Origin of the sequence: Lacisediminihabitans sp., assembly GCF_036569425.1 — a bacterium.
Taxonomy (GTDB): Bacteria; Actinomycetota; Actinomycetes; order Actinomycetales; family Microbacteriaceae; genus Lacisediminihabitans.
In genome coordinates, this window is record NZ_DATCQQ010000071.1 from 35,903 (window position 1) to 54,873 (window position 18,971).

General features: G+C 62.2%; 18 protein-coding genes. 7 read left to right on the forward strand and 11 right to left on the reverse strand.

Annotated elements, in window-relative coordinates:
- Nucleotide 1 precedes the first annotated feature (1 nt).
- Nucleotides 2–1,315, reverse strand: a complete 1,314-nt coding sequence (rfbH, locus tag VIM54_RS11825) for a lipopolysaccharide biosynthesis protein RfbH (protein ID WP_331901560.1) — start codon at nucleotides 1,313–1,315, stop codon at nucleotides 2–4.
- A 132-nt stretch (nucleotides 1,316–1,447) separates the two neighbouring features.
- Here rfbH and rfbF point away from each other — a divergent pair, with 132 nt between their 5' ends.
- Nucleotides 1,448–2,218, forward strand: coding sequence for a glucose-1-phosphate cytidylyltransferase (rfbF, locus tag VIM54_RS11830; RefSeq protein ID WP_331901562.1), 771 nt, complete (start codon nucleotides 1,448–1,450; stop codon nucleotides 2,216–2,218).
- On the forward strand, nucleotides 2,219–3,058 hold the full coding sequence (locus tag VIM54_RS11835) for a glycosyltransferase family 2 protein (protein ID WP_331901563.1): 840 nt from the start codon (nucleotides 2,219–2,221) through the stop codon (nucleotides 3,056–3,058).
- 92 nt (nucleotides 3,059–3,150) lie between these two features.
- Here VIM54_RS11835 and VIM54_RS11840 read toward each other — a convergent pair whose 3' ends face one another.
- From VIM54_RS11840 to VIM54_RS11855, 4 genes are read right to left on the reverse strand one after another with little or no spacing between them, the layout of a single operon-like run.
- Nucleotides 3,151–4,035 (reverse strand): NAD(P)-dependent oxidoreductase, encoded by an 885-nt coding sequence (locus tag VIM54_RS11840; RefSeq protein ID WP_331901564.1) that lies wholly within the window; start codon nucleotides 4,033–4,035, stop codon nucleotides 3,151–3,153.
- The gene (locus VIM54_RS11845) at nucleotides 4,032–4,562 is read right to left on the reverse strand and encodes a dTDP-4-dehydrorhamnose 3,5-epimerase (protein WP_331901566.1); all 531 of its coding nucleotides are present in this window, start codon (nucleotides 4,560–4,562) and stop codon (nucleotides 4,032–4,034) included. The genes VIM54_RS11840 and VIM54_RS11845 overlap by 4 nt, the downstream gene beginning before the upstream one ends.
- Nucleotides 4,559–5,521, reverse strand: coding sequence for an NAD-dependent epimerase/dehydratase family protein (locus VIM54_RS11850; protein ID WP_331901568.1), 963 nt, complete (start codon nucleotides 5,519–5,521; stop codon nucleotides 4,559–4,561). The genes VIM54_RS11845 and VIM54_RS11850 overlap by 4 nt, the downstream gene beginning before the upstream one ends.
- The gene (locus tag VIM54_RS11855; protein ID WP_331901569.1) at nucleotides 5,518–6,522 is read right to left on the reverse strand and encodes a glycosyltransferase; all 1,005 of its coding nucleotides are present in this window, start codon (nucleotides 6,520–6,522) and stop codon (nucleotides 5,518–5,520) included. The genes VIM54_RS11850 and VIM54_RS11855 overlap by 4 nt, the downstream gene beginning before the upstream one ends.
- 338 nt (nucleotides 6,523–6,860) lie before the next feature.
- Here VIM54_RS11855 and VIM54_RS11860 point away from each other — a divergent pair, with 338 nt between their 5' ends.
- Nucleotides 6,861–8,675 carry a hypothetical protein gene (locus tag VIM54_RS11860; protein ID WP_331901571.1) on the forward strand — a complete coding sequence of 605 codons (1,815 nt, stop codon included), beginning with the start codon at nucleotides 6,861–6,863 and terminating at the stop codon, nucleotides 8,673–8,675.
- Between the two features lie 15 nt (nucleotides 8,676–8,690).
- Here VIM54_RS11860 and rfbA read toward each other — a convergent pair whose 3' ends face one another.
- The 4 genes from rfbA to VIM54_RS11880 form a co-directional block, all read right to left on the reverse strand.
- Complete coding sequence (gene rfbA, locus VIM54_RS11865; RefSeq protein WP_331901573.1) at nucleotides 8,691–9,554, reverse strand: glucose-1-phosphate thymidylyltransferase RfbA; 864 nt, start codon at nucleotides 9,552–9,554, stop codon at nucleotides 8,691–8,693.
- Nucleotides 9,554–10,162, reverse strand: a complete 609-nt coding sequence (locus VIM54_RS11870) for a dTDP-4-dehydrorhamnose 3,5-epimerase (RefSeq protein WP_331901575.1) — start codon at nucleotides 10,160–10,162, stop codon at nucleotides 9,554–9,556. The genes rfbA and VIM54_RS11870 overlap by 1 nt, the downstream gene beginning before the upstream one ends.
- Before the next feature lie 83 nt (nucleotides 10,163–10,245).
- The gene (locus VIM54_RS11875) at nucleotides 10,246–10,983 is read right to left on the reverse strand and encodes an ABC transporter ATP-binding protein (protein WP_331901577.1); all 738 of its coding nucleotides are present in this window, start codon (nucleotides 10,981–10,983) and stop codon (nucleotides 10,246–10,248) included.
- Nucleotides 10,980–11,816 (reverse strand): ABC transporter permease, encoded by an 837-nt coding sequence (locus VIM54_RS11880; protein ID WP_331901579.1) that lies wholly within the window; start codon nucleotides 11,814–11,816, stop codon nucleotides 10,980–10,982. The genes VIM54_RS11875 and VIM54_RS11880 overlap by 4 nt, the downstream gene beginning before the upstream one ends.
- A 234-nt stretch (nucleotides 11,817–12,050) precedes the next feature.
- Between VIM54_RS11880 and VIM54_RS11885 the strand changes: the two genes are divergently transcribed.
- Nucleotides 12,051–13,538, forward strand: coding sequence for a hypothetical protein (locus VIM54_RS11885; RefSeq protein ID WP_331901581.1), 1,488 nt, complete (start codon nucleotides 12,051–12,053; stop codon nucleotides 13,536–13,538).
- A 9-nt stretch (nucleotides 13,539–13,547) separates the two neighbouring features.
- Entirely contained in the window at nucleotides 13,548–14,498 is a 951-nt protein-coding gene (locus VIM54_RS11890; protein WP_331901583.1) for an NAD(P)-dependent oxidoreductase, read from the forward strand.
- 6 nt (nucleotides 14,499–14,504) lie between these two features.
- On the opposite strand, the gene VIM54_RS11895 is transcribed toward VIM54_RS11890, so the two are convergent.
- Both VIM54_RS11895 and VIM54_RS11900 read right to left on the reverse strand, forming a co-directional pair.
- A complete protein-coding gene (locus tag VIM54_RS11895) occupies nucleotides 14,505–16,310 on the reverse strand; it encodes a thiamine pyrophosphate-binding protein (RefSeq protein WP_331901585.1) in 1,806 nt (601 codons plus the stop codon).
- Nucleotides 16,311–16,397: 87 nt separating this feature from the next.
- Nucleotides 16,398–17,342 carry a glycosyltransferase family 2 protein gene (locus VIM54_RS11900; RefSeq protein WP_331901586.1) on the reverse strand — a complete coding sequence of 315 codons (945 nt, stop codon included), beginning with the start codon at nucleotides 17,340–17,342 and terminating at the stop codon, nucleotides 16,398–16,400.
- Nucleotides 17,343–17,546: 204 nt separating this feature from the next.
- Here VIM54_RS11900 and VIM54_RS11905 point away from each other — a divergent pair, with 204 nt between their 5' ends.
- Complete coding sequence (locus VIM54_RS11905) at nucleotides 17,547–18,038, forward strand: GtrA family protein (RefSeq protein WP_331901588.1); 492 nt, start codon at nucleotides 17,547–17,549, stop codon at nucleotides 18,036–18,038.
- A 54-nt stretch (nucleotides 18,039–18,092) separates the two neighbouring features.
- A complete protein-coding gene (locus tag VIM54_RS11910) occupies nucleotides 18,093–18,953 on the forward strand; it encodes a glycosyltransferase family 2 protein (protein ID WP_331901589.1) in 861 nt (286 codons plus the stop codon).
- Nucleotides 18,954–18,971 lie beyond the last annotated feature (18 nt).

The window sequence follows — 18,971 nt, forward strand, 5'->3', positions numbered from 1 at the left end:
ACTACCGCGAGGCGTTCTCGACGAATTCGATGACCGAATCGGCGATGTAGTCGAGCATCGGAATCGTGAGCCCCGGATAGACGCCGACCCAGAATGTGCGGTTCATCACGATATCGGTGTTCGTCAGGTCGCCGACGACGCGGAAGTCCACGTTCCGATAGGCCGGCTGCTTGGTGAGGTTGCCGGCGAAGAGGAGTCGGGTACCGATCTTCCTGCTGTCGAGGAACCTCATGAGCTCGTTGCGGTCGACGGGGTGCTCTGGCTCGAGGGTGATCGGGAATCCGAACCACGACGGATCCGACTTTGGAGTGGCGAACGGAAGGATGAGTCCCTCGACCCCGGTGAACCGCTCGTGCAGGTGCACGAAGTTTCTCTTGCGGGCCTCGACGAATCTGTCGATCTTGGTCAGCTGCGACGAGCCGAGGGCCGCCTGCATGTCGGTCGCCTTGAGGTTGTAGCCGATGTGGCTATAGATGTATTTGTGGTCATATCCGACGGGGAGGTCGCCCAACTGCCACTCGAATCGTTTGAAGCAGGTGTTGTCGTGACCGGTCTCGCAGTAGCAGTCGCGTCCCCAGTCTCGGAAGGATTCGACCTGCTTGCGCACGAGCGGGGACTTCACGAATACTGCACCCCCTTCGCCGGTGGTGATGTGGTGCGCCGGGTAGAAACTCAGAGTGGCCGTGTCACCGAAGCTGCCGGTGCGCTTTCCGTTGTAGGTCGATCCGAGCGCGTCACACGAGTCCTCGACGAGCCAGAGATCGTGTTCGCGGCACAGCTCCTGGACGGTGTCGAGATCGAAGGGGTTGCCGAGTGTGTGCGCCATCATGATGGCTCGCGTCTTCGGGCCGACCGCTTCACGCAGACGCTCGGAAATCGCGTCGTAGGTTCCGAGCTCCACGTCGACCACGACCGGACGGAGTCCGTTCTGGATGATCGGGTTCACCGTGGTGGGGAAGCCTGCCGCAACCGTGAGGACCTCGTCACCCGGCTTGAGGGCGCGTGCTCCGAGCTTCGGGCTCGTGAGCCCACTCAGCGCGACGAGGTTGGCGCTCGACCCACTGTTCACGAACATCGCACTGCGGCTACCTACATACCGCGCCAGTTCACGTTCGAACGTGGTGTGGAACCGACCGGCGGTCAACCAACCGTCGAGGGACGAGTCGACAAGTGCTTCGAAGTCGTCGGGTCCGAGCACCTTGCCCGAGACGGGAACGACCGATTCGCCGGGGACGAATTCGGCCTTTTCGAGGGCCTTCTCGGCGTAGGCCCTGACGAGGTCGAGGATCTGCTGGCGTTCTGGGTCTTCAGCCACGATGTATGTGCTCCGTAAGAATGTAGTCCGACCAACGATTCTAGGGCGAGTTGAGCCTGCCAAAGGCTAGGGTTGTCTGTCGGTGGGTCCGCCACGGAGCAGCCCACCCCCTATGTACGACAGGAAAAGCACATGAAGGCAGTACTACTTGCCGGCGGACTCGGGACGCGAATGCGCGAAGAAACCGAGTTCAGGCCGAAACCAATGGTCGAAATCGGCGGCAGGCCCGTCCTGTGGCACATCATGAAGGTGCTCAGCCAGCAGGGCATCAAGGACTTCGTGATCTGCACCGGCTACAAGAGCGAGATCATCAAGAACTACTTCACGAACTACGGAGCGGTGAACCAGGACTTCACCGTCACGCTCGGCGACCAAGCCGGCATCACCTACCACGGTGCCCATGACGAGTTCGACTGGACCGTCACGGTTGCCGACACGGGTCCGAACACCCTCACCGGCGGCCGGATCAAGCAGATCGAGAAGTACGTCAAGGGAGAGCGCTTTCTCTGCACCTACGGCGACGGCCTTGCCGACATCGATCTGAAATCCCTCACCGAATACCACGAGTCGCACGGCAAGATCGCGACGATGACATCGATCCAGCCGCTCAGCCGTTTCGGTGTCCTCGACCTCGAACCGGACGGCTCGGTCAAGCAGTTCAAGGAGAAGCCGCAGGTCGAGGGCTGGATCAACATCGGCTACTTCCTCTTCGAGCCGGGCGTCTTCGACTACCTCGACGATGACACGATGCTCGAGGATAAGCCGCTCAAGACCCTCGCCGCCGACGGCGAGATCGCGGCACATCCGCATGCCGGCTTCTGGCAACCGATGGACACCTACCGCGAGTCGAAGATGCTCAATGATCTCTGGGATTCCGGCGACGCACCGTGGAAGACCTGGTAGATGGCGCCGAGAGTCTCCGTGGTGATCCCGGTTCATAACGGGATGCCATTCCTTCCCGAAGCGCTCGAAAGCGTCCTGCGCGATAAGCCAGACGACGTCGAGGTCATTGTTAGGGAGAACGGCTCGACCGATGGAACGCTTGAGTGGTTGAGGGCACGATCGAGCGACGATTTCACCCTCGTCGTGTCTGACCGGCTCGTGTCGGCGGCGGAAAACTGGACGGCCGCCTGTGAAGCGGCCACCGCACCGTACGTGAAGCTGTTGTGCGCCGACGACTATGTCACCGAGGGCGGGCTCGGTCGCCAACTCGCGGCCGCGATCGAGAATCCGGATGCCGTACTCGTCGGTTCGCCCAGGCGGGTCGTCGACGAGTCTGGCCGGGTAATCATGGCGCGACGTGGGCTATCCAGGCTCGGTGGGCCGATATCGGGCAAGCGCGCCCAGAAGAAGGCAGCGTTTTCTGGGGCGAATCCGTTCGGCGAGCCGTCGTCGGTGCTCTTCCGTGCGGACGCCCTCAAAGCGTCGCTTCCGTTCGGAGACGACTTCCCTTACGTCACGGACCTCCAAATGTACGTGAGGGTGCTCGAACACGGCTCCTTCCTCGGGCTGAGGAGCGTGGATGCCGCGTTCAGACTGCACAACGCCTCCTGGTCGCAGTCGATCGGCAGCAACCAACTCCGCGACTTCCAGGGCTGGGCACGTTCACTCGAAACGAGCGGGGTCGTAGTCTCCAACGCGTTTCACCGCGCCACAACCGGGCTGCGCTTCCGCACGAGTTTCCTCGCGCGGACGGTCGTATCCTGGCTCGCTCGGACGCGCGGACGCGCGACACGGCCCTAGCGCCACCAGCCGATCCTTTTGAGCGACGAAGCGCTCGAACGCGCCCGAGCTTGGTTCAGGGCTTCGTCGCAGCTACCGGAGCCCCTCGAACGCTAGCCGTCGCTAGGTTGGGCCGCACGGTAGGTCTCGAGCAGTCCTTGGCCGAGAGAGACCCCGGGTCGCCATCCCTCGGGTGCTTTCCAGTTTCCGGAGTGGTCGACCAGGTCGTTGGCGGCACGCCCTTCATCGAACGTGACGTCCACGCTCCCGCCGATCGCCGATTCGAGTTCCTTCACAAGCGCACCGACTGTCACATTATGGTCGGCCCGCAGGGCGGTGCGCTCGAATGCGGCGCCGCCGGCCGCCGCGACCAGACCGTCGACGACATCGTCGACGAACAGGAGGTTGAGGCGCTGTGAGGAACTCCCGAGCGACAGGTTCGACCGTGTGACCGCGGCCTCGATGAGCGCGGGAATCAGCTTCTCCCGGGTGTCGGAGGGCCCGTAGGTGTCGAAGAGCACGACCTCTCGCACGTCGAGTGCCGCCAACTCCCGGTAGTAGCTCGCGATGACCGAGAATGCCTGCTTCGTCGCGGAATAGAGGGAGTACGAACTGGGCCGGGAATCGCGGTACTGGAAATAGCTCATCGCTGCCACAACGACACAGTCCATGCCCGCAAGGGCATCGAGCAGGATCGTCCCCATTTCGACGTTCGCCCTCATCATCCGCTGGATGTCCGCCGGTGTGTGGGAACGTCGGTAGAGGGTGGCGAGATGGAATACGACATCCGGGCGAGCGTTCTGCGCTGAATCCCGGAGTTCATCGGCCCCGGTGTACCGCGCGATTGTGGCGCCCTCGGAGTGCAGCCGTTCGAGTGTGACCTGCGAGTCCGACTCGACGGGGTGGACGACGGTCACCGTCCAGCCTCGGGCGATCAGGAGGCTGGTGAGTCGCCGGCCGAGAAATCCGGTGGCACCCGTGACAAGCGCGCGACTCACAACGCGGGCTTCCGAAATCGGGCGGTGAAGTCCGCTAGCGCGGGGTGGACCTTGTCGCGCTCGGAGATCTCGGTGACGGGAAGCGGCCAATCGATCCCCAGCGAGTCCCAGCGGACTCCGGCGTCGGATTGCGGTGAGAAGACTCCGTCCACCGCGTAGCTCACGATCGACATGTCTTCAAGTGCCTGGTACCCGTGTGCGAATCCGGCGGGGACATAGAGCGACTGTCCGCTGAGGGCGTCGAGAGGGTAGGTGGACACCGCTCCGTAAGAGTCACCGTCGCGCAGGTCGATCAGAACGTCGTAGATCGAACCGTGTGACACCCACACGATCTTGGCGATCTCATCAGGCTCGAGTTGAAAGTGCATTCCCCGTATGACACCCAGTGACGAGGTGCTCCAGAAGATCTCTTCGACCACGAAGTCGAAATCGTACTGGCTGGCGAGTGGAAAGGGTTTCGAGAATATCCCCCGAGAATCCTCGGAGAAGGATCCCTGAAGGATCAGAGGTTCGGTGCCTGACCTCATCGGTATTCGATGCCTTTCACACGCAATTGAAGCTCCATACCCGCTCGTGTCTCTGCAAGTCCGACGAGCAACGATCGGCGGGGCAAATCATTGAGGTCGGTCCACACCGTCGATTCGATTCTCAGGTCCATCACCTGTCCTGCCGCCAGCGCGGATGACGCGAGTATCACGTCGGGCTTCCGCTTGAACACGACCCTCGCCTCATGCAATATGTGGCCGAGAGTGGTCGGCACCTGACTTGCGATGTTCTTGACAAGAGTAGTGCCGGGATCAGCTTTGCCCAGCCTTTCGAGAGACGCGAGGATGATCTCTGCCGCGTCATCCGTGTAGACGTAGTCGCGCATCGTGTCCAGAGGCACGTACACGGAGAAAGGGGTCCGGTAGAGCATCGATTTGCAGAGCTGGGAGACGAATCCCTGAGGCTTGCTGATGCGCTGCCCCGGTCCGTACAGGTTCGAGATGCGCCCAATCAGCGCACGGATTCCGCTGTCCCGAACGAGCCGCCTGACGGTCTCCTCCATCTCGAGTTTCGCTTCGCCATAGGGACTCACAGGCGCAGGAATCGTCTGCTCGGTGAACGGCGCGGGCGACGCGCCGGCGTAGATGCCCCCGGCGGAGGACGCGAGAAAGAGCGAAGTGTCAGCGGCGAGCCCGCGCGCCCGCACTGACTCACCGACCAGGTGAAGGAAACGTTTGAATACGTTGGTCTCTTCCTCGAGCGAACCAACGCCCGTTGAAGTCACCGCGGCACCGGCCGCCCAGATGAGGTTGAAGGCCGTCGCCCCATCGACGGAGAGCCATTCCTCGAGCCCGGTGCGCAGGTCTTCGTCTCGTGCGGTGCTATTCGCCCAGTCGATGCGCCTCGAGATCACCGTTGTCGCGGCATCCTCGGTGAGTCGTCGGACCAGCGCCGAACCGAGCTGGCCGCTGCTGCCGACCACCCAGGTCGAGTTGGTCATTCGTTCGTCCGGCGTCCAAGCGGACCCTTGCTCGGGTCACTCATGATCGTATAGAGGGGCTTGCCCATAGCCATGTTGACCGCGACGCCGAGGTATTCCGCGATGATGCCCAGGGAGATCAGAATCGCCCCGGACGACAGTAGGGCGACGATGATCACCGTGGTCCAGCCCTGGGGGAAATCGCCGCCGGCGAGGCGTTGGATGACAAAGTAGATCGAGAAGAAGACGCCGACGAATGCCAAGATTGCGCCGAGGACGCTCACGATGCGCAGCCCTCGGGTTCCGCTCGAAAGCACCATTCGCCAGAAATGCGCGAGCAGCGACGGATACGAGTACCCCGAGACCGCGCGCTTCTCGGCTCTCAACTCGACGGGCATGGTGGTCACCCGGGTCGTAACCCAGCCAAGAGCGATGTCGAGATAGACGCCCGAACCCGAGTAGGCGGCAACGCTCCGGCCGACCTCGCCGAGGATAAGCCGGAAGCTCTGGTAGTCGGAGGGATGGGCGTGCTTGTCGGCGAAAAGGGAGGCGATGAGGTGCTTGGCGAGCCGCGATGACGACGATCGGACGAACCCGTGTGGCGGCTTGTTGGTCGGCGCCGCGTAGACCACGTGGGCACTTTCGCGGAGCGCCTTGTCGAGCATCCCGGGGATGTCGGCCGGATTGTGCTGCCCGTCCTCGTCCATGGTCACGATCCAGCCGTTGCCCGACGAGGCCATGCCGGCGATAGTGGCGGCGTGCTGTCCGAAGTTCCTGGTCAACCAAATACCGCGCACCTGCGCGACTCGTTCTTCAAGCTCGCGGATCACCCGCGAGGAATCGTCCGGCCCGTTGTCGTTGACGAGCAGGATCTCGTCGACTGAGGCCTGGTGCCCGTCAGGAGTCGTGAAACGCGTCGTGAAGAGTTCGAGCTCTTCCACGAGAGCCGCAAGGGTGGTCTCTCCGAGGTAGACCGGGACGACCACGGAAATTCGGTGAAGGTACGCATCTGGCTTGGTCATCGGTCTCCATGTTAACGCAACGTGTCGTCGCGACATCAACTCCAACCGGACTGGCCGATAGCTCCCGGGCCGGCGATGGGGGACGCACAAAATCACTTGGCTAAACTGGGCTGCGTCTGCGCCATACGGCGTGAGCATCTTCACCGAGGGACACCATCATTTCGAACCGGCCACTTTCGACTTCAACACGATTTTTGTGGGCGGAGTGGGCGCTCTCCGCGGCGCTGATAACGGTGGTACTCGCCACCATTGTCACGCTAATCGGGGTTCCCGCCTCACTCGCGAAAAGTCGGCTTCTCGGATTTGGGCCGGCGGTCGACACCAACAAGGCGTGGTTGTTGACCGTGTGGGCCTGCGGCGTCATCGCCGTACTGACCACGGTGCTGCTCGACCGTCTCAGTCGTCGGGGCCGGCTCTCCACCGTCTGGCAGCACAGCGTGTCCGTGATGGCGCTTGTCGGCGTCGGCGTCCTGGGAGTATTCACCGCCTGGCGGAACGGCGAGTACGCGAACACCGCCCAGTGGAACGGCTTCAGTTTCAGCTCACTTGGCCTGGGCGGGTTGGCCGCAATCGTCGCGCTGGCCCTGCTGATGAAGAGAATGGGCACCGGGCGACAGCTACTGACGATCTCCGTTGTGGTCGTTGCCTGCCTCGCGTCCTTTCCCCTACTCCAGCTACAGGTGGACTGGAACGGCGAATTCACGCTCGAGGAGCTCCTTGCCCCGGCGTCGGGCCGCCTGCCGGGCTTCGACTACGTCTCCCAGTACGAGTCGCTGCTCGGGCTGCCGCTTGCGGCGATCGCCTGGGCGACACCGGCGTTCTTCGCGCGGCACGCCTCGCTGTTCGCCTTCGTCTGGGTGATCTTCCTGCAGATCGCGACCATTGGCCTCGCCGTCGTCACGGCGATCTGGGTTGCCCCCCGTCGCCTTCGCTGGCTGATGCCCGTCCTGGTCGTGCCGGTGATCTTTCTGCAAGGGCGGGTCGGGCTTGGCTACTACGCGAGCCTGCCGTTGCGCTTTGTGCTTCCGACCGTGCTGCTGGCGGCCATCGCGTTCATCGGAATGCGTCGAATTGGTCGGCGCGAGCGGTGGTGGGTTCCGTTCGTGCTCGGCTCCATCGCCGGCATCACCGCGTTCAACAACCTGGACTTCGGCGTCCCCGCCCTGCTGAGCGGCCTAATCGTTGTCTTCGTGGCTCAGCGTGGTTTCCTCAGGGGACTGCGGGCGGCCGCCATCTATCTCGGCGGTGCCATTACTCCCGTTGCGGCGTACCTGATCATCACCAGCCTCGCGGGCCATCAGTTCCACCCGAGCTATTACCTCTTCTTCGTTCATGCATTCGCCGTCACAGGCATCTCGAATATGCCCTTGCCCGTGCTCGGACTGCATATCGCGTTTGTGATGCTCGCGATAATCGGACTGGTGATCGGTTTCCTTGGCACGCGGCGACTGACCCTGCGTAACTCCGTGCTGCACCAGGCGCTTCTCTACGAGTCGTCGTGGCTGCTTCTCTCGCTCATATACTTTTCCGGCCGTGCGGTCACGCCGAACCTGGTGATCGGTTCGTCGTTTCAGGCGGCGGTGATCCTCGCGCTACTGTTCTGCGCGGGATTCAGCAACCTCCGTCTGCTTCGACGCACAGGCGTCACGACCTGGCGCAACGGCGAGTGGATTGCCGCGGCGTTGACCGTTCTAGCGCTGGCGATCCCATTTGCCTCGTGGACGTACTTTCCGTCGATCAAGGAGTCTGGCGAGGCTGTCGTCTCCCAAATAAAACCATCAAAGACGATTCCGTCGTTCCTCTTGCCCGACCCCACCGGGGCGCTTGCCTCGGTACCGAACACCGCCAACCTGATGGGCATTCTCGGCATTTCAGGATCGACCTGGTCGCCACGACTCGGCATCACGAACGCCAATCTGTTTCTCAACCCGATATACCTGGACCTTCCGGGCGCGGCCGATATGCAGTGCGAATACCTTCAGAGCCTCCCGGGCAGCCAATTGATGCTCACTCGCACCAGCCTCACCATGCTCTCCGGCTCAGCGTTGTGTCGCGACGTGCTCGATGTCAATTCCGGGCGCGACCTGGCCAAGGCACACACCACCGACCTTTCGCCGGCAGTCGTCCAATGGGTACTGGTCGATCGGCGATAGCGCGACCGAAGACGGTCACTGCTCGAGCAGCCCCGAGAGATACACGCCATACCCGCTCTTTTCAAGCGGTACGGCGAGCTCGGCGAGCTGGTCGTCGGTGAGCCAACCGGCGCGCCAGGCAATCTCCTCAACGCAGCCGATCTTGTAACCCTGGCGATCCTCGACCACTCGCACGAATTCGGTCGCCTGGATCATCGATTCGAACGTTCCGGTGTCGAGCCAGGCGGTTCCGCGGTCGAGCACGCGAACCTGAAGGGACCCGGTGGCCAGGTAGTGGTCGTTTACTGCAGAGATCTCCACCTCACCGCGTGCGCTGGGCTTGATGGCCTTCGCCACCTCGACAACCGAATTGTCGTAGAAGTACAGGCCGGGCACCGCGTAGCGGCTCTTCGGGTGTTCGGGCTTTTCTTCGATTGAGATCGCCTTTCCTGCGGTGTTGAATTCCACAACACCGTACGCACGGGGGTTTGCGACCTGGTACGCGAAGATCAGGGCACCGTCGACGTCGGCGTGTGTCTGCAGGTTCGATCCGAGACCGGCGCCGTGGAAGATGTTGTCGCCGAGCACGAGTGCGACCTTTTCACCGCCGATGAACTCCTCGCCGATGACAAACGCCTGCGCGAGGCCGTCAGGCGACGGCTGGACGGCATACGAGAGTTCGATACCCCACGCACTGCCGTCGCCGAGCAGTCGCTGGAACTGTGCCTGGTCGGCCGGGGTGGTGATGATCAGGATCTCGCGGATGCCGGCGCTCATGAGCGTGGAGAGCGGGTAGTAGATCATCGGCTTGTCGTAGATCGGCATCAGCTGCTTGGATATGCCTTTGGTGATCGGCCACAGGCGCGAACCGGAGCCGCCCGCCAGAATTATTCCGCGCATTAGCTTCCTGCCGATAGGGACTTGTAGTACTTGACCGTTTCGTGCCAGTCCGGCAACGCGCCACTCGCCAGCGCTTCCGCAAGGGATGGTGCCTCGCGATCCTTCTCCGAGAACAGCAACTCGCCGGCTTCCTCGGGGAAGACGAGACCGATCTCGGGGTCGAGCGGGTTGATGCCGTGCTCGGCGCCGGGGTTGTACACGTCCGAGACGAGGTACGCCACCGTCGCGTCATCCGTCAGCGCAACGAACGCGTGGGCGAGGCCCTCGCTCAGGTAGACGGCCCGGTGGGTCTCGGTGTCGAGCCGCACCGCTTCCCACTTCCCGAAGTAAGGCGAACCGACGCGGATGTCGATGACGTAATCGAGAACGGCGCCGTGCGTGACGGTGACGTACTTCGCCTGGCTCGGGGGGATGTCAGCGTAGTGGATTCCGCGCACGACTCCGCGCTTCGACACCGAGAGGTTCGCCTGCCGAAGAGCGAACGGATGCCCGATCGCCGCCTCGAGATCATCAAAGCGATACCACTCGAGAAAGACACCCCGGTCATCTTCCCGCTTGATCGGAGTCAGTTCGTAAGCGTCAGGTATCGAGAGCTGGCGAAGTTGCACGGGTAAATCCTATCCGGGGACACAAGCGGGGGCCGAGGAGCTAGTTGGGGAGAGCGGGCGAGAATCGCCGACGAATCATCCGGCTAGCCCGCGGAGAGCGAATCCATATATGCCTTGATAGTCGGAACGGCCTCGCCGGCCGAAATCAGTTTCCCATGACTGAGCCACGCGGCATGGTCGCACATCTGCTTCACGGTATCCATCGAATGGCTGACCAGGATCACCGTCTTGCCATCTCGTTTGAAGTCCTCGAACTTATGGAAGCACTTCTCCTGGAATTCGGCATCACCCACGGCAAGAACCTCGTCCACGACGAGGATATCCGGCTCGACGTTGATGGCGATCGCGAATCCGAGCCGCACATACATTCCCGAGGAATAGTTCTTAACCGGCTGGTCGATGAACTGCTCGACACCGGAGAAATCGACAATCTCGTCGAATTTGCGCGTGACCTCTTTCTTGGACATTCCGAGAATCGACCCGTTGAGAAAGATGTTCTCTCGCCCGGAGAGCTCGTGATGAAAGCCAGAGCCGACCTCGAGCATCGCGGCGATTTTGCCGGAGTGCGTGATCGTGCCGCCATTGGGGTGGTAGATGTTCGCCAGGCATTTGAGCAGCGTCGACTTGCCCGAGCCATTGCTTCCGATCAGTCCGAAGGTAGACCCAGTCGGTACATCGAATGTCACGTCGTCGAGCGCGAGAAAGTCGTCGTGCACCGATCGGCGCCCGCGCATCACTGCCGACTTCAGGCTCTGGTTACGCTCGTGATAAAGACGGAACGACTTCGTCACATGGTCCACGCGCACAGCAACTTCGGTCACAGCGCCTCCGCCAGATTCGGTTCGTTCTTTCGGAAGACGATCATTCCGATGACAAGGGCGCCAAGCGCCCAACAAAGACAGATAAGCCACTCGACGCCATCCGGCCAGCGGTTGTCGTAGATCAACTCGCGGAACAGCGCCACAAAATGAACCATCGGGTTGAGGTCGTAGAGACCGAGGATGGTGACGGGAGTTCCGAGGAGACCGCCGTGGGTGTGCGATGCCGCCTCAACCAGTTGTATCGGATAGATGATTGGCGTGAGGTAGATCCACAGCTGGAGGACGATTCCGAGCAGGTACTGGGTGTCCCGGAAGTACACGTTGGCGATGGAAAAGATCAGTCCGACGCCGGCCGCGAAAATCGCCAGCAGGATCATCGCGACGATGAGGAGAGGTATCCACGGCAGAACGAAGCCACCGGCAATGGAAACGGCGACGAGGAGAACTACCATCTCGAATCCCCAGTTATAGGCGGACGATCCGACTGTAGAGAGGGGTAGGACGATTCGGCTGAAGGACACCTTCTGGATGAGGTTGGCGTTTCCCACCAGCGACGACGCTGCTGTGCTCACCACCGCCGAGAAGAAGGTCCAGGGCAGCAATCCACACAGGAGCCAGAGGGCGAAGACATCCAACCCGCTCGGGTCACCCGGAAGCGGATTGCTTTTGAACAGCACACCGAAGACGAGACTGTAGATGAGCATGAGTGCGAGCGGGTTTGCGAGCGACCAGAGCTGGCCGAAGATCGTGCGCTTGTACTTGCCGCGTACCTCTCGGGAGGTCAGGTTAAGGAGCAACTCTCGGGAGCCCCAGACTTCCTGCAGGTATTTCATAAATCCTCTTAGTTGAGCGCGCTGAAGACGTGGAGCCGCGCTAATCTCGAACAATCTAGCCTAGACCGTGGATAATCCCGGAATCACCGGATGCCATCCGAGCTGATCCCGAGGCTCCGTTCGGGTACGCCGATGTTTGATCGGGTACCGTGAGTCGGAACGCCGCTTCCGCAAGACCGAACCCAGGCTCTCCGCGAATTCCCTCGGAACTTCGCCAATTTCGAAGGAAAATACTTGTCGATCACCGGCTTTGGCAATGAGGTTACGATGTCCTGGCGGAAACGCGCGGTTCTCGGCGTCAGTGTTTTTGCCCTCTCGTTTGCCATCGAGGTCTGGATAGCGCTGCCGGAATGGACCCGAACCAGGTTCTTCGGCCTCGCTGCCACGGCGCCCATCTCGAAGCTGTCGCCTGTGCTCGGAGGAAGCGATGCCGGGAGCTACCTGAACGCCGCAGTCGACCTTCAGGACGGCGTGATGTCGCAGGCCCATATCTGGGTGCTCAACCTGTGGCCGCCCGGAATGCCCTACCTTCTGGCCGCGCTGGTCAAGCTAGGCCAAGGGGCATCACCGGTCATCCCGATGGTGCTCCTCCTGTGCGCGCTCTGGTCCCTTGTCCTCACGTTCGCCGCGCTCATTTTCATCCCGCGCCGGGCCTACGTCAGTTTCGCGATCTTTGCAGTCTTCTGGATCGGCAGCCCCATCTTCACGGGCTGGACCATCAACGCCGGTGTTCTCGGAAGCGATGGACTCGCCACCGCACTCGGCACTCTCGTGGCCCTCGGCCTGCTCTGGGCGAGCCACACTCCACCCAGTAAACCTCGAATTTGGTTGTTTATTGCCCTGGGCGCAGCTCTGGCGGCGCTCGCCTATCTCAGGATCATGTGGTTCAACGCAGTACCCGCGGCTCTCGTGGGCCTCGTGTTCGTCGTTGTTGTGCGGTACATCATCAATCGCATCCGGCTCAGGAAGAAGCCTCGTCCGGCAGCTGATCCGGCCACCCGCCGCGGTCTCATCGAATGGGGCGCCCTTGGCGTGACATTCCTCGCCCTGTGTGCCCCGTGGACCATCTACGGTGAGGCCGTCCTGCATCCCGGAAGCTACTCCTGGTCACAGAGCGACTACCAGTGGGCCCAGGAGTGGATGAGCGACAAGCGGCTCGATGATCTCGGCGGCGGATTCATCGTGGCCGGCGGAGGAAACTGGCCCTGTCACCTCGAGCCGCTTAAATGTGCTGCGCTCGAAGAGCAGGAATCGGTACGAGCGGCACCCTTTGGAGGCGCCGCACCCAACACGTTCCAGTTCTTCCAAAAAGAGTCATTCACGGCCGCGCTGACGAATCCACTCCCGTTCGTGGCGAATCGAGCCGTATTCACCGTTCAGACTTGGCTCACCATCCCGGGCGGCTCGGTGGGGAGGTTCGACAACATCGGCTTCGGCATACTGACGCTCTTCGCTTTTATCGGTGCCCTGTTCATACTGCTGAGAGATAGCATCAGGAGGCGAGCGGCGGGTCCGCTCATGATCTTCCTCATCCTGGGTGCGAACATCGCGGTGGTATGGCTCACTCACTTCGAGACCCGCTATGTAGTTCCCCTACAGGCGATGTCCATACTGGTGGTCGCCTACTATGCCATGCCGTTGGAGAAAAGGTTGTGGCGGCGCTTGGTCCAGCGAAGAAAGTCACCGGTGAAAAAGGGTGACGAACGCATTCCCGCGACCTAGGCAACGATTATGCGGGTAGGTGTCCTTGGTGCGGCCGGATTCCTCGGCTCGTGGACAGTCCGCGCCCTGCTGGGCGCGGGTCACGAGGCCGTCGCCATCGTCCGACCGACGACCGATGTTTGGCGGATAGGCGGACTACCCGGGCTTGATGTCGTCGCGCGGCCGAGCGCGGACTGGCCGCTCGTCATCCGCGAGAAGTCCTTTGACTCCCTCGTCTTCCTTGACTGGGAAGGGGTCGCCGCGGGGACCCGAGACGACGACGTCCAGTGGAGCAACCTCGACCGTCATCGGGCGATGATCGCTGCGGCGGCAGAAGCGGGCGTTCGTCGAATCGTCGGCCTCGGCAGCCAGGCCGAATACGGCCCGCGCTCGGATCGTGCCGAGGAAGAGTCGACTACGAACCCCGCCACGACCTACGGTCAGGCCAAGGTCGCGGCAATGGAACAGCTGCGCGACCTGTGCGAGTCGCGGGGTATCGACTGGGTGTGGGCGCGCGTATTCTCGGTCTATGGCCCGATGGACAACGCGGGAATGCTGCTCTCCAGCGTCGCCGGGAGGCTCGCGGCGGACGAGGACATCGACCTCTCGTCTGGGGAGCAGAGATGGAGCTACCTGTACGCCTTTGACGCCGGTGCGGCGCTGGCGACGCTGACCACCCATCGGGAGGCGCGAGGCATCGTCAATGTCGGGAATCCGCTCGCGCCGCGGCTCAGAGAAATCGTCGAGGAATTCGCGAGCAACTTCGACACTACTGGTCGATTGAACTTCGCCCCGAAGCTCGCGGATCCCGGCGGAATTGCTCACCTCGACCCGGTGACCGAAAGACTGGTGGCGCTGGGCTGGAGCCCGGAGGTCTCCACACCGGAGGGCCTCGCGCTCACCGCTCGCTGGTTGAAAGGTGAGCCGGTCGCCGATCCGTACTTCGCTGGCCGGCGAATTCCCGAGCCTCCCCGGGACTAACTGCTCCTACAGCGCGGAGCTGACCACGAGATCGCTCGGGCTCGAGGGGTAGTCGAACGGGAGTGGCTGCTGCCCCGACTGGGTCGTGTACGGGAACTGGTCGTGGATGAAACGGCCGCCCTCCACCTTCGGCGTGATCAGTGCCTGCTGGGGAATGACGAACTCAACGAGTTTGAGGCCCCGCTCGAACATGTCCGGCTCGATGTCCTCGACAGCGGTAACGCGGCTGAACGGAATGCCGTAGGCCGCCGCGATCTTTTGCAGGTCGGGGGTGGAATATCCCTCGCCGCTCGCGTGGTACCGGCTGTTCGTGTTCGAGTCCTGGAACTGCTTGATGATGCCGTAGCCCGAATTGTTGAAGACGACGATGGTTATCGGCAGCTCATAGTTGACCGCAGTCTGCAACTCCTGGATATTCATTTGCAGGCCGCCATCGCCGATCACGCAGACGACGGGCTTTTCCGGTCGCGCGATCTGGGCTCCGATCGCGGCGGGCAGGCTGTATCCCATTGGGGAGTTGCCGCCGGAGGTGAACAGGTAACTGTCATCGGCCGCATAGGCCTGGAAGAGCCAGCACAGGTTGGCGCCGGTGTCGGAGACAACTATCGAACCGTCCGGCAGGTACTTCTGGAACTCCTGCACGGCGTCGTATGGGTTGAATTCGCCGGGCTCGACGGATGCTTCCCACCCGGACGAGTTGGACCCTTTGTCGGCGAGTACGAGGTCCAGCCACGGCTCGGAGTCATACGAGAACGACACACTGGCCAGTACTGGGGCGAGATCGGAAAGGTCGAATGCGCGTCCGGTGTAGCGCGGGTTGGCGTGGAATTTGCGAATCTCTTCCGCGTCCACGTCGACGACGAAGATGTCGGCGAACGGCGCGTACGCCCGCGGGTTTCCCGTGCGCTGGCGGTTGTCGAGCCGGCTTCCGAGCGACAGGATCTTGTCGGCGCCCTGCACGCTCCAGTTGGCGTGACGGGATCCGTACACGCCCTGCGAACCCTGGTAACCCGGGAGTGACCTGTCGAGGTAGGTCAGGCCGGCCCAGCTCGCGATGTACGGGATCCCGTGGGCTTCGCACCAGTCCTGTGCGACCTTCGCCGTACCGGCGAGGCCGAGTCCGCCGCCCATGATCACGAGGGGGCGTTGGGCGTTCGCAAGGAAGCCCTGGATCTGCAGTCCGATTTCGCGCGCGTCGATCTCCCCAAGGGCAGGCTCGACATCGGCCTCGGAGAGAGCCGTGAGGTAGTCCTGCTCTGAAACAGGATCCTGCTGCACGTTCATGGGCACGTCGACGACCACTGGGCCCATTCGACCCGAGGTGGCAATCGCGACCGCGTCGCGAAGCGCGATCGCGAGCTCGGCGGTCGTCGAAACCTTCACGGCCATCTTGGTGATGGTCGAAACCATGGCAACGATGTCGGTCTCCTGAAAGCCGGCCTGGCGGACATCGGCACCGATGGTGGTCTTGCTCTCCCGGTCGTTCACCTGGCCCGTGATGTGGAGCGCAGGAATGGAGTCGAACCACGAGGAAGCGATTCCGGTGACGAGGTTTGTCGCTCCCGGGCCGCTCGTCACCATCGTCACGCCGATTTTGCCGGTGGTGCGCCAGATGGCGTCGGCGGACATCGCCGCCGCCTGTTCGTGCTGGACGCAGACATAGTCTGTGGTCTCATTGCGCCCGAGCGCGTCGATCATGAACACACACGCGCCACCGTTGACAACGAAGACATTCTCATGACAGCGAGCCGCGATGAAGTCGGCGATGAGGTCGGAGCCGGTCTTGTGCGAGGCCCACACGTGCGCGTTCATTTTCACCAGTTTTTCCAGGGAGCCCTGCCGGATTCCCGTAGTTTGTCGTGGATCAGTGTCTCTCGACAAGTATCCATCGGTTGCCGACTATTCAAAATTTATTCGTTCCCGCTCAAACATCGGTGGCTCGGGTCGCACGCTCGAGTGAATACTCAAGATGTACTCGCCGATGAGCCCGAGGAAGAAGAGGTTGACCCCGCCGAACAGGAACGTGGCGACGATGAGGGTTGGGATTCCGGGCGCAGCCGTCGAGCCGTTCACCAGGAAGATGACGAGATTCGCAATGCCGATGACCACACCGACAACAGCGAAAACCAGGCCGAGGAAGAGTGCCCATCTGATCGGCGTTCGCGCCGTCGTCACGATTCCATTGAGCGCCTGGTCGATGAGGTCGGGAATCGAGTTCTTCGACTTGCCGATGTCGCGGCGAGCCCACTCATAGCTATAGGTCTCGAAGCGCGGGTTCGTCTGCGCTACCAGGCCGCGGATATAGGGGTAGCTGCCGCCCACCTCGGAGATGGCGTCGATCACGTCGCGGCGAGCGAGCATGAACTCGCCCGCATGGGCTGGTGGCGTCACCCCTCCGCTCGAGCGCAGAGCCAGGTAGTAGGAATTCCGGGCGGCCCGCATCAGGATGCTCTCGCGTCGGTTTGCGCGGATTCCGTAGACGACCTCGACCGCCGGGGTCATGAGAGCGACCATCCCCGGAATCGCGGAGGGTGGATCCTGGAGGTCCGCGGGGATCATCGGGACGACGAGGTCGCCGGTGACACTTCGCAAGCCGTTGGCCATGCTCCGAAAGGGCCCGACATTGCGCGAGTTGACGATGACCTTGACGTGGGGGTCTGCCGCGGCCAATTGCCGAAGAGCGTCGAGCGTCCCGTCGGTGCTCGCGTTATCGCAGAAGATGTGTTCGTAGTCGAGGTCAGCGAGCTCGTCCGCCATGACTCGAGCGACCTCGGCCACACATGCTGCAACGTTGCCTTCTTCGTTGTAGCAGGGGGTAATGATCGATATCTTCTCTTTGGTCATCGCTGGCGCACATCCACCGCCCCAGACTACCGGTGACTCCTTTTACGGAGCGCGACCGCGAAGCACGGCGCTGACCGGCGCCCGGCCGATCCTTAGACTTGGGGTGCTACCGTCGCACGGGGATATAGACACTCGCTGACCACGGGGATATAGACACTCGCTGACCACGATGAGCGAACACGATGAGCAATCCGGAGCCTGGCCATGAGCGACAACACCACGGCCAATGAGGCAGCAGCGTCCAAGCCACGCGGGCTGGTCGGCCTTATCCGGCGTCTGCTGCAGGACGAGCGTGCGCGCTTTGTGATCGTCGGCGGCTTCAACACGGTTGTCGGCTACGGCATCTTCGTACTCGTGCAACTCACCATCGGCAAGCACACCAGTTATCTGCTGAGCCTCTACATCGCGACCATCGTCGGCACGATCGTTGCGTTTCTCAGCCACCGCCGGTTCACCTTCAGGATTTCGGGCCGGCACAACGTTTTCATCGATTTCTTCCGGTTCGCGGGCGTGAACGTGGTCGCGCTCGTCATCAATACCATTGCGCTGCCGTTGCTCGTCGAGTTCGGGGGGCTCAATCCGCTCGTGGCCCAGGCGCTGATTGTGATCGTGACTACCGTGGTCAGTTACGTCGGCCACAAATTCTTTTCGTTCCGGCGGCGGAAGAGCGGCCGCAAGCTGCGCGAGGTCGAGTAAATCGCTCAAACTAAGATTGGGCATGTTATGCCAGTCCCCGAACCGTCAGCCGCTGTGACTCGCGTCGCGGTCGTCACCGTTAGCTACGGCTCATCCGAGGTACTCCGAGATTTTCTCGCGAGCATCCCGGCGTCGAGCGCCGCTGAACTCACCGCGATCATCGCCGACAACAAGCCGACCGATGCCGATGCCGTCGAGCAGCTTGCCCGGGAGTACGGCGCGGAGTACCTGCCCCTCCCCGCAAATCCCGGCTACGGTGGCGCAATCAATGCGGCCGTGAAGAACCTGGTCGCCCCTATCGAGTGGATACTGGTAAGCAACCCCGACCTCGTGCTCGGTGCCGGCAGTGTGGACCTCCTTCTGGCTGTCGGCGATTCGAACCCGAAGATCGCCTCGGTCGGTCCGGCCATCTGGACCAATAACGAGGTCTACCCCTCCGCGCGATCGATCCCGTCCCTGCGAAACGGCATCGGACACGCCCTCTTCGCCAACATCTGGCTTGGCAATCCGTGGACGAAGGCGTACCGCAAGGATTCTGAGTACGGCACGATCCGCCGGGATGCCGGCTGGTTGTCCGGGGCCTGCGTTCTCGTTCGGCGCAGCGCATTCGAGGCTCTCGGCGGCTTCGACGAATCGTTCTTCATGTATTTCGAAGACGTGGACCTCGGCTACCGCCTCGGCAAGCTCGGGTTCCGGAACGTCTACGAGCCTGCAGCCGTGGTCGAGCACTCCGGCGCGCACTCCACGGAGACGCCCTCCGAGTCGGCGCGGATGATCGCCGTCCACCACGAAAGCGCCCGACGATTCCTGGGCAAGAAATACAGCGGGTGGTTGCTTTGGCCGGTGCGATTCGCTCTCGGCATCGGGCTCTCTGCGCGCTCCGCTCTCCTCGAGCGTAGAGCCGGCCACCACTAGAATCGTCAGGACTCTGCC